Source organism: Pseudomonas sp. GW460-LB5, from assembly GCF_059423245.1.
On the sequence record NZ_JBWKXT010000036.1, the window covers coordinates 1 to 12,826 of the forward strand.

At 57.2% G+C, this 12,826-nt stretch carries 15 protein-coding genes and 2 pseudogenes; 8 read left to right on the forward strand and 9 right to left on the reverse strand.

Features of this window, described 5'->3' with window-relative positions; translation table 11 throughout:
- Positions 1-38: 38 nt before the first annotated feature.
- Positions 39-263: a DUF2061 domain-containing protein gene (locus AC07XM_RS20230; protein ID WP_080641021.1), complete on the reverse strand. Its 225-nt coding sequence runs from the start codon at positions 261-263 to the stop codon at positions 39-41.
- A gap of 59 nt (positions 264-322) precedes the next feature.
- The gene (locus AC07XM_RS20235) at positions 323-832 is read right to left on the reverse strand and encodes a ferritin-like domain-containing protein (protein WP_054888267.1); all 510 of its coding nucleotides are present in this window, start codon (positions 830-832) and stop codon (positions 323-325) included.
- Between the two features lie 258 nt (positions 833-1,090).
- On the opposite strand from AC07XM_RS20235, the gene AC07XM_RS20240 reads away from it, so the two are divergent.
- From AC07XM_RS20240 to AC07XM_RS20250, 3 genes are read left to right on the forward strand one after another with little or no spacing between them, the layout of a single operon-like run.
- Positions 1,091-1,969: a manganese catalase family protein gene (locus tag AC07XM_RS20240; protein ID WP_054888268.1), complete on the forward strand. Its 879-nt coding sequence runs from the start codon at positions 1,091-1,093 to the stop codon at positions 1,967-1,969.
- A gap of 16 nt (positions 1,970-1,985) precedes the next feature.
- Positions 1,986-2,216, forward strand: a complete 231-nt coding sequence (locus tag AC07XM_RS20245) for a hypothetical protein (RefSeq protein WP_054888269.1) — start codon at positions 1,986-1,988, stop codon at positions 2,214-2,216.
- 24 nt (positions 2,217-2,240) lie between these two features.
- Entirely contained in the window at positions 2,241-2,741 is a 501-nt protein-coding gene (locus AC07XM_RS20250) for a YciE/YciF ferroxidase family protein (protein ID WP_054888270.1), read from the forward strand.
- Between the two features lie 155 nt (positions 2,742-2,896).
- On the opposite strand, the gene AC07XM_RS20255 is transcribed toward AC07XM_RS20250, so the two are convergent.
- Positions 2,897-3,691 carry an OBAP family protein gene (locus AC07XM_RS20255; RefSeq protein ID WP_102689577.1) on the reverse strand — a complete coding sequence of 265 codons (795 nt, stop codon included), beginning with the start codon at positions 3,689-3,691 and terminating at the stop codon, positions 2,897-2,899.
- 298 nt (positions 3,692-3,989) lie between these two features.
- Between AC07XM_RS20255 and AC07XM_RS20260 the strand changes: the two genes are divergently transcribed.
- Positions 3,990-5,588: a histidine kinase famiy protein gene (locus AC07XM_RS20260; protein ID WP_102689582.1), complete on the forward strand. Its 1,599-nt coding sequence runs from the start codon at positions 3,990-3,992 to the stop codon at positions 5,586-5,588.
- A gap of 176 nt (positions 5,589-5,764) precedes the next feature.
- Here the strand turns inward: AC07XM_RS20260 and AC07XM_RS20265 are convergent.
- Together AC07XM_RS20265 and AC07XM_RS20270 are read right to left on the reverse strand one after the other, a co-directional pair.
- A pseudogene (locus AC07XM_RS20265) lies at positions 5,765-5,857 on the reverse strand (con-10 family general stress protein); the annotation flags it as partial.
- Positions 5,858-6,175: pseudogene (locus AC07XM_RS20270) on the reverse strand (con-10 family general stress protein); the annotation flags it as partial.
- Between the two features lie 260 nt (positions 6,176-6,435).
- On the opposite strand from AC07XM_RS20270, the gene AC07XM_RS20275 reads away from it, so the two are divergent.
- Entirely contained in the window at positions 6,436-6,654 is a 219-nt protein-coding gene (locus tag AC07XM_RS20275; RefSeq protein WP_102689575.1) for a hypothetical protein, read from the forward strand.
- A gap of 86 nt (positions 6,655-6,740) precedes the next feature.
- Here AC07XM_RS20275 and cyoD read toward each other — a convergent pair whose 3' ends face one another.
- Genes cyoD through cyoA form a run of 4 tightly spaced genes read right to left on the reverse strand, consistent with a single transcriptional unit; the run spans position 6,741 to position 10,596 of the window.
- A complete protein-coding gene (gene cyoD / locus AC07XM_RS20280) occupies positions 6,741-7,079 on the reverse strand; it encodes a cytochrome o ubiquinol oxidase subunit IV (protein ID WP_054888274.1) in 339 nt (112 codons plus the stop codon).
- Positions 7,079-7,690 (reverse strand): cytochrome o ubiquinol oxidase subunit III, encoded by a 612-nt coding sequence (gene cyoC / locus AC07XM_RS20285; protein WP_102689574.1) that lies wholly within the window; start codon positions 7,688-7,690, stop codon positions 7,079-7,081. Before cyoC ends, cyoD begins: the two co-directional genes overlap by 1 nt.
- Before the next feature lie 3 nt (positions 7,691-7,693).
- Positions 7,694-9,667, reverse strand: coding sequence for a cytochrome o ubiquinol oxidase subunit I (cyoB, locus tag AC07XM_RS20290; protein WP_054888276.1), 1,974 nt, complete (start codon positions 9,665-9,667; stop codon positions 7,694-7,696).
- Between the two features lie 5 nt (positions 9,668-9,672).
- Positions 9,673-10,596, reverse strand: a complete 924-nt coding sequence (cyoA, locus tag AC07XM_RS20295; protein ID WP_054888277.1) for a ubiquinol oxidase subunit II — start codon at positions 10,594-10,596, stop codon at positions 9,673-9,675.
- 218 nt (positions 10,597-10,814) lie between these two features.
- On the opposite strand from cyoA, the gene AC07XM_RS20300 reads away from it, so the two are divergent.
- The 3 genes from AC07XM_RS20300 (at position 10,815) to AC07XM_RS20310 (ending at position 12,631) form a co-directional block, all read left to right on the forward strand.
- Positions 10,815-11,111 carry a hypothetical protein gene (locus tag AC07XM_RS20300; protein WP_054888278.1) on the forward strand — a complete coding sequence of 99 codons (297 nt, stop codon included), beginning with the start codon at positions 10,815-10,817 and terminating at the stop codon, positions 11,109-11,111.
- Positions 11,112-12,201: 1,090 nt separating this feature from the next.
- Positions 12,202-12,411, forward strand: coding sequence for a hypothetical protein (locus AC07XM_RS20305; protein WP_102689573.1), 210 nt, complete (start codon positions 12,202-12,204; stop codon positions 12,409-12,411).
- Positions 12,412-12,424: 13 nt separating this feature from the next.
- Positions 12,425-12,631, forward strand: a complete 207-nt coding sequence (locus AC07XM_RS20310; RefSeq protein WP_102689572.1) for a hypothetical protein — start codon at positions 12,425-12,427, stop codon at positions 12,629-12,631.
- Positions 12,632-12,826: the final 195 nt, after the last annotated feature.

Below are 12,826 nucleotides of genomic sequence, written 5' to 3' on the forward strand. Positions count from 1 at the left end.
GGGCAGGGGCAGGGGCAGGCGATCTGCGCCGCTTGTTTTCATCTGCGCTCTAGCTGGCGCCATAGTTTTTCGTGAAAATAGAATGCTAAGGTGTTACATGCCGGCTCAATTACAGCTATCAGTCCGCCTGTGAGCGCTGAGCCTGTAAGTAAATATGCAACTGTGAATGCAATGGTGAAGTGAAGAATGCTAAAGCTGAACGTTTTCCATAATGGGCCTTTCGTTCGTCCGGAGCAGCAGCGTGTGTCAGATAGGCTTCGCATTGGCGCCCCTTTATCAGTTGTTTGCGCCGCCGGGTATCGCAGACGGCGCAAATATTGGGTCATCGTTTCGCTTCTTCGCCAGGTGTTGCCGACCGGCTCAGGAATGCGCGGGTGATTTCTGGCAAGTGCTCCCTCAACCAGTCGGCCATCGCGACCTCCTCCTTCAAAATCGCTCGGCACGCTTCGGCAGTAAGCTCATCACCTGAGGCCGTTGCTGCCTCAATAAGCACGGTATAGGAGGCGATTTCAAGGTTCTCAAATACATAACCAGACATAGCCCCTTTGACGACTTCATCACTCATGGTCATACCACCCACAGCCTGCCCGAATGCCATGAGCTTTCCTGCAAGATCTTTCAAAGTTGAAGGACTTCCTCCCAAACGCTTAATGCATTCCCCAAGTAGACGTTGTTGTCCCTCCGTCTCTGCGATGTGTTGAACGATCCGCTCACGAAGCTCGGGATAATTTTCTAACCGCTCTGCTTGTGCTTTGAGCATTTTCTCCGCTTGCTGCTCCATTGCATGAGCATCTCGCAGCCAATCGAGTAAGTTTTCAGTCGGGGTCGTCATGGTCAATATCCTCGGAAATGAGTTATTGGGAATCCGGATTGTCTCAGGGGTTCGTTTCGGTCGACGAATGGATGGGTACGCTAAAGATTAGAGTTAAGGTATTTTCGAGTGATGTGAAATTTCGATTGAACTTATCTTCCCGGTCCATTCATCCAGAAAGCGGATATGGATTTAGCACGTAATAACATCTGTTCGCTCCTAAGCATTGATGGTGCCTACATTAGAGGGCGCCTGCTTACTAGCCGCGAGGAGCAAACCATGTTTATCCATAACAAACGCTTGCAATATACCGTGCGTGTCGCCCAGCCCAATCCCGGCCTGGCCAATCTGTTGCTCGAACAATTCGGTGGTGCTCAGGGCGAGCTGGCCGCTGCTAGCCGATATTTCACCCAGGCACTGGCGGAAGACGACCCAGGGCGTAAAGACCTGCTGATGGATATTGCAACCGAAGAGCTCAGCCACCTGGAGATCGTCGGCTCCATAATCGTCATGCTCAACAAGGGTGCCAAAGGCCGCTTGGCCGAAGGGGTCGAAGAGGAAGGCGAGCTGTATCGAGCAATCAATGGTGCGGGTAACGACTCCCACATCACCAGCATCTTGTATGGTGCCGGTGCTCCACTGACCAATTCGGCTGGCGTCCCTTGGAGCGCTGCCTATGTCGATACCATAGGCGAGCCTACAGCAGACTTTCGTTCGAACATTGCAGCTGAAGCGCGAGCCAAGATCGTCTACGAACGTCTGATGAACGTTACCGATGACCCGGGCGTGAAAGAGGCGCTGGGCTTTCTCATGACCCGGGAGATCGCCCATCAGCTTTCCTTTGAAAAGGCGCTTCATACCATTCAGCCGAACTTCCCCCAAGGCAAACTCCCTGGTATGCCGGAGTTCACCAACAAGTATTTCAATATGTCTGGTGAGCCCAATGTGCGTGGCCCTTGGAACGAGGGCAGTGAGTGGGAGTACGTGGAAAATCCATCAGCTGCTGTGGATGGTGGGGATGGCACCGCTTCGGTGACGCTCACTCCTGCCGAAGCTGAAACAGTTGAGGCGATGAAGCTTCGGACAATGTCTGATCCAACCGCCAACCCGGTTACAGGCGCAGATCTCGGCTCCGGCTTGATTAATGGCAAAGACTGAGAAAGTCGGAGGCATCATGAACATTCTGCGCAAGAAAGCCTCGCTACATCGCCTGTTTGGTGTTGAGCACCTCATGAGCCAAGCGTTGGCCGAATTTGAAGCTGAGTCCCGCCTGGCCTGTCGAGCTCTGCGTGTACGCATGGCCGTAATGACCTTCGGAGTCGGCTCGCTTCTACCCAACGACCTTCCCGGCGATGCGCCGGAAGTCGAGCGCCCGGAAACTTTTCTGAGTAACACCCTGCACTGATCACTACCGTCTAGGAGATAACCAATGGCTGCACGGAAAACTGTTGAAGACCTGTTTATCCATGAACTGTCTGATGTGTATAGCGCAGAAAAGCAGATCACCAAGGCGCTGCCTCGGTTGGCCAGGGCCGCCACCAATCCACTACTGGCCGACGCCTTCACATCCCACCTGGCCGAGACCCAGGGTCAGATCGAGCGCATCGACCAACTGGTGGAGTCGGCAGGTTTGAAGCTCAAGCGGATGAAGTGCGTTGCGATGGAGGGGCTGGTGGAGGAGAGCAAGGAATTGCTCGATGAAATCGAACAAGGCGCGGTGCTGGATGCCGCACTGATCGGCGCCTGCCAGAAGGTAGAGCATTACGAGATCGCCAGCTATGGAACGCTGATCGCCATGGCCAAGCACTTGGGAATGAAGGAAGCAGTGTCGTTGCTGGGCGATACCTTGGCCGAGGAAAAAGCGGCGGACGACAAGCTTTCTGCTATCGCTGAAGAAGGAGGTAACCAGGCGGCCACACTCGAAAAATGAAGGCGCAAGCCCGGTGCCGATGCACCGGGCTTTTCACACCTTACTTTCCCTTGGATTTTGGGGGATGATCACCATCATGATGATCGCCAAACACGACAGCCTCTCCCCGAAGGGGGCGCGCCCAAGACCTTATCTAACACAGTTGTTGCAGGCGGCTATTGGCTAGACCGGCTATTCGTAGTGGATGGCGTAGCTGTTGAAGAACGATGTACATGGGCACCGGTTGGATCGGTGATTTGAATGACATTACCGTGCTGCCAGCCATCCGCCTGGGGATCAGCATCAGGAATACGGATGTCAGCCCGCTCGCCTTTGGTTTTCCCAGCATCCACACCCAAGCGCCCATTGCGCTGTTCGACCATCGCCGGGTCAGCCTGCCCATCTGCGGTAAAGCCCATCATCAACTGCGGCACCCCCACCGGCAGCGCTTTGTCCTGATCGGTATGCCAGGTGTGCCACGTCTTCCCGTAGGTGTGAGCCAGTCGCGCCATCAGGGCATGTTCCGCAGGATCAGGGATGCCTGGGGCGATCAACTGCCCAGAGGAGACCTCGTAGCCATGACTGTGCCACATCGCCTTCTCCCTCGTTGGTAAGCCGGCAAAAAGCTTCTCGTCGATGATGTACTCGACGCCCATGATCTTCGCCCCCTTGGTATTGCCGTCGAATATCACACATTGAATGACATCCTCGTTGAGGATGGAGCAGTAGTGGTGCGCTTCCATCTGCACGTCCGGATGCCCGTTGTAGAAGTGAAAGCCATCCAGGTAAGCGTTGATGGCCTCAATGGGCGGCTTGGACTGCAGCGTCGCGGCGCCGGCTTCCAGCAGCTGGGTTTTAGCAGACTCGGGCCTGCCTGGTGTCTCCACAGGAGACTTCGTTTCGTGAGCGGAGCAGGCCCACAGCAGAGAGCAAGCGAGGGGAAGGGTTATCGTTTGAAATAGCTGTCGCATGAGAAAGGCTCTGGCTGGTGTCCTTAGAGGACAACCATGGCCAATAAAGCGGACAGCCCAACGGACGAGTGGTCTGAGTCAGTTTCAAATGGCTAATCCATCCAATAACGGCCTCTTCGCTGGCCAAAGCAGTGCTCGACCAGCTGAGGTAGTTGCCGTCCAGGGTGTCCAGCAGCGAGTGGATAGCCTGTTCCCTGAAACTGCCGACGTCGTGCAACTTGGCGGCTGACCGGGAGCAACCTGCCCACGAAAGTTGTCCAGATTTAACGAACCAGGCGCAATGATCAAGGAGATTCTCGTGACCGAAAAGAAGGCGCGCGTCAGCAACCAGGCTTCGGGCGACATTTCCGGCTTGGCCCGCGATATGTTCTTCGCCGCGGTGCAAACTACCCGGATGCCGATGATCGTCACCGATCCTAACCGAGACGACAACCCGATCATCTTCGCCAACCGGGCCTTCCTGGAAATGACAGGTTATGCCGCGGAGGAGATTCTGGGCCAAAACTGCCGATTCCTGCAGGGGCCCGACACCGACCGCACGGTGGTAGACAGCCTGCGTCAGGCCATAGAGCAGCGCGTCGATATTGCGGCTGAGATCCTCAACTATCGTAAGGACGGTTCAAGCTTCTGGAATGCCTTGTTTCTCTCGCCGATTTTCAATGAGCGCGGTGAGCTGATCTATTACTTTGCTTCTCAGCTGGATGTCAGCCGACGCCGCGACGCCGAAGACGCCCTGCGTCAGGCGCAAAAAATGGAAGCGTTGGGGCAGCTGACAGGCGGAATCGCCCACGACTTCAACAACCTGTTGCAGGTCATGGGTGGCTACCTGGGCCTGATCGCCCGTCAAGCCGAGAAGCCCCAGGCGGACCTGAACCGTATTCGCCGTAGCGTCGGGCATGCGCAATCGGCAGTCGACCGTGCCAGTACCTTGACCAAGCAATTGCTGGCGTTCGCCCGTAAGCAGAAGTTGCATGGACGGGTACTGAACCTGAACCACCTGATTGACGATGCGCGCCCAATCATCGAGCGTACGTTCGGCGCCGAGGTGACGGTGGAGTTTGATCTTGAGGACCAGCTGCGTAGCTGCCGGATCGACGCGACACAGGCAGAAGTGGCCCTGCTGAATATTTTCCTCAACGCCAGGGATGCCCTGATAGGCCGCAAGCGGCCGCACATATTCATCGCAACCCGAAACGTCCTGATCACCGATCCAAGCCTGTCGTTTGACGGATTGCTGCCGGGTGGCTACGTGAGTATATCCATCACCGACAACGGTGTCGGTATGCCTGCGGGCATCCGTGACCGTGTGATGGACCCTTTTTTCACCACAAAGGAAGAGGGAAAAGGGTCGGGGCTGGGGTTGTCGATGGTGTACGGTTTTGCCCGCCAGTCCGGGGGCGCGGCGCGTATCTACACCGAAGAAGGCGAAGGTACCACGTTGCGCCTGTACTTCCCGGTGGATGACGCTCAGCTGGTGCAGCAGCAACCGTCGAAAGTGGCTAAGCGCAGTGCTGGCAGTGAGCGCATCCTGATCGTCGAGGACCGGCCGGATGTGGCCGAGCTGGCGAAGATGGTGTTGGAGGACTACGGCTATGCCGCCGACATGGTGCTTAACGCCCGCGAGGCGCTTAAACTGATCCAGGCTGGGGAGCGATATGACTTGCTGTTTACCGACTTGATCATGCCGGGCGGCATGAACGGCGTAATGCTTGCCCGAGCCGTGCGGCGCCTGCAACCTGGGATCAAAGTCTTGCTGACGACAGGCTACGCGGAAAACGCGATCGAGCGGACTGACATTGGCGGCGCCGAGTTCGAGGTCATCTCCAAGCCCTGCCAGCCACACGATCTGGCTTGCCGGGTCAGACAGGTACTAGATGGTCCGACTGGCGTGGCGTGATGGGCAACGGGGCGCAAGCAAGCTGTTTTGATGGCAGGTGCGCGTGAGGCCGCCATGATGCCCGGATTGGGCTGCGCCACGGGCACGGTGTGTTGCAATCTTATTGTGCATGAACATGGGACGTCCACATCAGCGCGCAGGAGCAGCCCGGCTGCCCCTGCGATTTTCACGGATGACTAGCGGTTGTCATCACTCTTGCGACCGCCACCGTGGCTATGCTGGCCACCGACCCGTCCGGCTTCCGAGGCTTTTTCGCGGTCATTGGCAAAGTTGCCGCCGGACGCCTGGCCGCCCTTGTGGCCAGCTTCGGATGCCCGCTCAGGGTCGTTCTTGAAATTACCGCCGGATGCCTGGCCACCCTTGTCACCTGCTTCCGAGGCGCGCTCTGGATCGTTCTTGAAATTACCTCCTGACACCTGGCCGCCTTTGTGCCCGGCCTCGGATGCCTTTTCCCGGTCATTGGCAAAGTTGCCTGGATTGGTGTTGGCGTTGCCACCTTGATTCCCGCGGTCGTCTTGATTGCTAGCCATGATTGACACCTCATGTCGGTAGTTACACAGGAAGGTCTGTGTTAACCAGTGACCCATGGAAAGCGGCACATCGTGCAAAGAATTTCACTCGGGCGGACAAGAGGCTCTAATGAAAGTTGGCCTTTCATCTTGTGGCAAACAAAACTGGCGACCAAGCATGCAGGAAGCCTTAATCATGCACCACCAAAGCCTTGCACGATGGCAAACAGAGTTCACCCTTGCCGGCTGCCAGCCGTCTTTTGGGCTGAACGAATGCGAACCGATAACGATCAATCCTACTGAGTCGTCCATCCCCATCTGAAAAAAGGAGTATCCGTATGGCCAACTACCTGTACTTGATCAGCTACATCCTCGACAACCAACCCGGCACCTGCGAGCTGCGCAGTGAACAGGAAAACTTGAGTCGCGAAGCGGCGCGCGATTACCTGCAAGGCCTGCATCGTAGTGAAGCGTCGTCGTTTACTGACGTGCAGGTGCAGCGCCTTGAGCATGACCACGAGCGCGGCACATCGCCGGGGCATTACCAACAGCCCTGAGCAGGGCGGCACGCATGGTTTCATCCATTAACCCGCTCAGCAACACCATCGCCAGCCGGCAGGACAAGCCCGTGGGCGAGGACGGGTCACAAACCGAGCATGTTGTAGTGCACGTAGTACATGATCCATAGCGACAACCCCACCAACAGCACGATGATCACCACGGAGAACACCAGCGCCACCAGGCTCCAGCGCTGCTCACGCGCGGTGGTCAGGTGCAGGAAGAACATCATGTGCACCAGAATCTGCACCACCGCGCAGACCAGCGCCAACAGGAAGGTAGCGGCGCGCGGCAAGCTGGGAAACATGGCCAGCCCGAACGGCACAATGGTCAGCAACGCAGCCAGCAGGAAGCCGATATTGTACGATCTGTGGCTGGACTGGCTGGCGCCGGCACTGCTGTGAATCTGGCTTTCGTTGCTCATCAGATCACTCCGAACAGGTAGACGACGGTAAACACGCACACCCACACGATGTCGAGAAAATGCCAGGACAGGCTCAGGCAGCTCAGCCGTGTGGAGTTGACACAGCACAGGCCACGCTGCTGGACCTGGATCATCAGCAGGGCCATCCACACCAGGCCGACCAGCACGTGCAGGCCATGGGTGCCGACCAGGGTGAAGAAGCCGGTGAGAAACGCGCTGCGCTGCGGCCCGTAGCCCTCGGCGATCAAGTGGTGGAACTCGTTCACCTCCATGGCGACGAAAGCCAGGCCCAGCACAAAGGTGACCCCCAGCCACTGCAGCACCCGGCGCTTGTCCTTGCGGTGGTTGGCCAGCATGGCGTAGCCATAGGTGATGCTGCTGAGCAGTAGCAGGCTGGTTTCGCCCAGGACGTAGGGCAGCTCAAAGATGTCCGCAGGGCCAGGGCCGCCCGCCACGGACTGGCCCAGCACCGCATAAGTGGCGAACAACGTGGCGAACAGGATGCAGTCGGTCATCAGGTAGATCCAGAAGCCGAACAGGCTCAGCGAACCCGCATCCTCGTAGCCTTGCTCCTGCTGGTGGGCGCTTTCGTTCAAGATGATGTGCGACATGGCTCAGGCCTCCGCCATCAGCTGACGCCGTTGGGTTTCCACGCGTTCGACTTCCTCGGCCGTCACGTAGTACTCGGTATGCCGGTCGTAGCTGCGTACGATCAGTGCTGCCACCGTGGTCAGCAGTGAGGCAATCGCCAGCCACCAGATATGCCAGACCAAGGCGAAGCCCAGCACTGTGCTCAATGCGCCGATCAACACGCCCAGGCTAGTGTTGCACGGCATGTGAATCCTGCGAAAATCCGCCTCGATCAGCGTCTTGACCCCACGCTCCTTCATTCCCCAATAGGCGTCGATGCCGTGCACCACCGGTTGCTCGGCAAAGTTGTAGAACGGCGGCGGTGACGCAGTGGCCCACTCCAGCGTGCGGCCATCCCAGGGATCGCCGGTGTGGTCGCGGTTTTCGTGGCGCTTGCGGATGCTCACAATCAATTGCATTACCTGGCAGGCCACGCCGCAGAGGATGATAAGCACACCAACCATCTCCAGCAGCAGAAACGGCCGCCACTCAGGCACATTGAAATGGTTCAGGCGCCGGGTCATGCCCATGAAACCGAGAAAGTAAGATGGCATGAAAGCGAAATAGAAACCCGCCAGCCAGCACCAGAACGCGGCACGCCCCAGCGGGTCGTAGAGCTTGAAACCGAACGCCTTGGGGAACCAGTAGGTCAGGCCACACAGGTAGCCGAACACCGCGCCGCCAATAATCACGTTATGGAAATGCGCGATGAGAAACAGGCTGTTGTGCAGCAGGAAGTCTGCGCCCGGCACCGCCAGCAGCACGCCGGTCATGCCGCCAATGCTGAAGGTGACGATGAAGCCCACCGTCCACAGCATGGGTGTCTCGAAGCGCACCCGACCGCGGTACATGGTGAACAGCCAGGTGAAGATCTTCACCCCAGTCGGGACGGCGATGATCATGGTCATAATGCCGAAGAACGCGTTCACGTTCGGCCCGGCGCCCATGGTGAAAAAGTGGTGTACCCAGACGATGAACGACAGCAGGGTGATGACGATGGTGGCCCAGACCAGCGAGTAGTAGCCGAACAGCCGCTTGCGTGAAAAGGTAGAGGCCACCTCAGAAAAGATTCCGAAAGCCGGCAGGATCAGGATGTACACCTCCGGGTGGCCCCAGGCCCAGATGAGGTTGATATACATCATCGGGTTGCCGCCCATCTCGTTGGTGAAGAAATGCATGCCCAGGTAGCGGTCCAGGCTGAGCATGAACAGCGTGGCGGTGAGAATGGGGAATGCGGCCAGAATCAGTATCGAAGTGCACAATACCGTCCAGGTGAACACCGGCATGCGGAACAAGGTCATGCCGGTGGTGCGCATTTTTAGGATGGTGACGAAGAAATTCAGCCCGGTCAGCAACGTCCCAACGCCGGAGATCTGCAAGGACCAGATGTAGTAATCCACGCCTACGCCCGGGCTGTAGCCGATACCGGACAAGGGCGGGTAGGCGACCCACCCAGTGCGGGCGAACTCACCGATCCCCAGCGAGAGATTCACCAAAACCGCACCCGATACGAACAGCCAGAAGCTCACCGCGTTCAGAAACGGGTAAGCCACGTCGCGCGCACCGATTTGCAACGGCACGACGATGTTCATAAGGCCGACCACGAATGGCATGGCCATGAAGAAGATCATGATCACGCCGTGAGCGGTGAAGATCTGGTCGTAGTGTTCCGGTGGCAGATAGCCGGGCGAGCCGTCCGAAGCCATGGCTTGCTGAGTACGCATCATCAGCGCGTCGGCAAAACCCCGCAGCAGCATCACCAGGGCGACCACGATGTACATCACGCCGATGCGCTTGTGGTCGACCGAGGTCAACCACTCCTTCCACAGATACGTCCATTTGCGCTTGTAGGTAATCATCCCAAAGCCGCAAACGCCGATCATGCCGACTACAGCAAGGGTGTACATGATGATGGGTTCGTCCATGGGGATGGCGTCCCAGCTCAACTTTCCGAACATGCGGGTCACTCCTTGCTGCCTTTCGGCGCTTCATCATCAGGGATGCTCAGGCGCCGTTCGACGTCGTTAGACCGGTCAATGCCCTGGTACTTGTCGATCAGGGACTGGAACAGGCCGTCGTCCACCTTGGCGTAGTGCTCCACAGGATGGGCGACGCTCGGTTTGGCCAGCTGTGCATAGCGCGCCTGGTCAAGCCGATTCGGTGACCTGCGCACCGCTGTCACCCAGGCGTCGAAACCGGCTTGGTCTAAAGCCAAGGCCTCGAAATACATATCGGAAAAACCCGGCCCGTTGTAGTTGGCAGCGATGCCGTTGTAGGTACCCTTGTGGTTGGCGATCAGATGCAGCTGGGTCTGCATGCCCGCCATGGCATAGATTTGCCCGCCGAGGGCCGGAATGAAGAATGAAGTAATGGCGCCATCGGAGGTCACCCGAAAATCCACCGGGGTATCCACTGGCATGGCCAACTCATTGACCGAGGCGATGCCGAGTTCGGGATAGACGAATAGCCATTTCCAGTCTGTGGCGATCACCTGAACCTTTATCGCCGGTCGGTCAGCCACGAGTGGTCGGTACGGGTCCAGCGCATGGGTCGAGCGCCAGGTCACCACGCCGAGCACAATGATGATGATAAGCGGCACACCCCAGACCACTGCCTCGATAGCGCGCGAATGGTTCCATTCCGGCGTGTAGCGCGCCTTTTCATTGGAGGCGCGGTAGTGCACCGAGAATACCAGCGCCATGATCATGACCGGGACTACCACTATCAGCATAAGCAGCGTGGCGAGAATGATCAGGTTGCGCTGCTCCAACCCGACCTGACCTTTTGGATTGAACAACACCATGTCGCAACCCGAGAGCTGCAAAGCACCGATGCTGAGCAACATAAGACCGAGCAACCGTGCGCCATACGTGAATCTCGTGGCCATGATCTTGTCCTGTAGCGATTGCCAGTTGTTTTGCTTGTGGCGTTAGAAGGACGGCGACGAAACGAAGGTTGTATGAGATTTGCGGATTTGGCGACGAATGGTGGATGTACAAAAAAACCGCTTTGTATAACTCGGCCGCCTGTCCGATGGCGTCGTTTCATTTGGACTGATTACGCGCGCGAGGCTATCTACCGCTGACAACAGCAGAGGACAGGCAGATGAAAAGAAGAGGGGAAACCTATCGTCAATGGTGCGATCCGATCCTGCACCACCAGATCCATGAGGAAACGCTGGACACAGGAGCCTGTCTCGAAGTGCAGGCACGCTTGTCACGAACGGGTGCCACTCAGTTGTTCATCGGAGTTTATCGCGCCGATGGCTCGATGATGAGTGAGCAAGCCTTTTTCCAATGCCCTGGCGAAACCATGAGTCGGGCGATGGTGTGGGGCGTCGGGTATGCCAGGCGAGTCGCGACCGAGGGCAAGGCGTTCGATGTCGAAGTGGTTGGAAGTTGAGGTGCGGGAGGAACCAGGCGAAGCAGCTGTTCCGATCGGATTGCTACCGGCGGGCGGTGATGGTCAATCCTTACTGTCAGGCTGTTCACCAGAAGGGGTTTACATCGCATGGATGGTGTTGCTTTACCGGTCGAGGGGCTGTAATGGGTGGATAGTTGTCATCCGCGACCCACCACTACACCGCGTCATCCCATAAGACGACCATGTACAACCAGTGGGCTCAATGGAAAGGAAGCATGTCTCTGCCGCGCGCCTTGGGCATGACCCGACGCGGGTGGCAGCAGACGGTGGAGCATCCTTTCGGAACGCTCAAACTGGGAACCACCCACTTCCTGGTCAAGACCCTGCCGAGGGTAATCGTCGAGATGAACCTTCAAGCTATCCTACAACCTCAAATGAATGATGAAGATAATCGGAATTGCAGGACTACGTAAGCGATCAGGGCATGAGGCCAGCTGCCGCGGTCCAGATGGCACAACCACCATGCCTATGACCGATCCAGGGTGATCCACGCCTCCATCTGCTAGACCTACAGGCCTGGTCCGCATATCTTCTTCGTGAACTGGGGCTTTTTTACACAGCCTGGGATGATAGCGCACACTTTTGCTCGGAACGGATCACACTGCAATCGAGAAAGTTCGAATCCCTACGCTTCCGCCACTAATTCTCATTAAAGCCCTGATATTCGGGGCTTTTTTGTGCCTGTGTGTTTTTGGTCCCCCATCTGGTCCCCCATAATTAGTGTGGCTTTTGCTGGTTTGCTGCGGGTTGTGATGGACGTGCTGTTTTTCGTGGGGCCTAATGACTCACGTGAGGAAGGGGGCGATTTCTCTAAGGCAGCGTAGGTGTGCTTGGCTCTTGCGGCGGCTATCGACACGGCGCCTGAGTATTGGGGTTGCTTCGCGACCCATCGCCGATACGCGCGGCTCTCACAGATGCTGGCGCAGGTCGGGAGGCTGGTGACATTCCTATGGGTACCGGTTTGCCGCGATGAGGCCTGAATTGCTAAACACAAAGCCTTGGATCGATGCCTGTCATCACACCGTCGCTATCGCCCTATAATGGATCGACAGAGCAGAATGGGCAGAGCATGAAGCGAACCTTGGAAGGTATGGCCAAAGCCGGCGAGCCGCTTCTGCGCGAAGACCTTGAAGCGATAAGGGCGCATCAGACCGCCCAAGATAACGGGGCATCTCCAGCGACAATCGAGCGGCTTAGAGTGTTGGCTGACTTCCTTTATCACGCGGTAGTGGATTTCCAGGTGCTTGAGGCCGGCAGTCTGTCTGAATCAATTCACTGATATCGAGGCACTGATGCCCAAACAGTCGAAGATTTTGCTGCCCGACCACCCAGCCTACACCGAGGCAATTGAGGCAATGCGCCGGTATCACGAAGCTCAGGATACTGGCGCGCCTGCAATAGAGGTGGAAAGATTACGCCTGATAGCTGAGTCTCTGTTCCAAGCTGTAACCGACTATCAAATGAGAGCTTTTGGCCACGTAGGCGGAATTACTCACTGATTGGCAGTTGCGCGGAAGATGGTACGTCCTGTGAATGTCTGCTTTCGACCCAGGCCGTGTGAAAACGCGCTAGATACCTCGAAACTGAGAGTCGCGAGGGATGCCTATGGAATCCGCTGGCGGAAGCGCGAATGAGCTCAGTTAGTGACATAGACGTTCATAATGCCGTTTTGGCCGCGGCAGCGGGCCCCACGG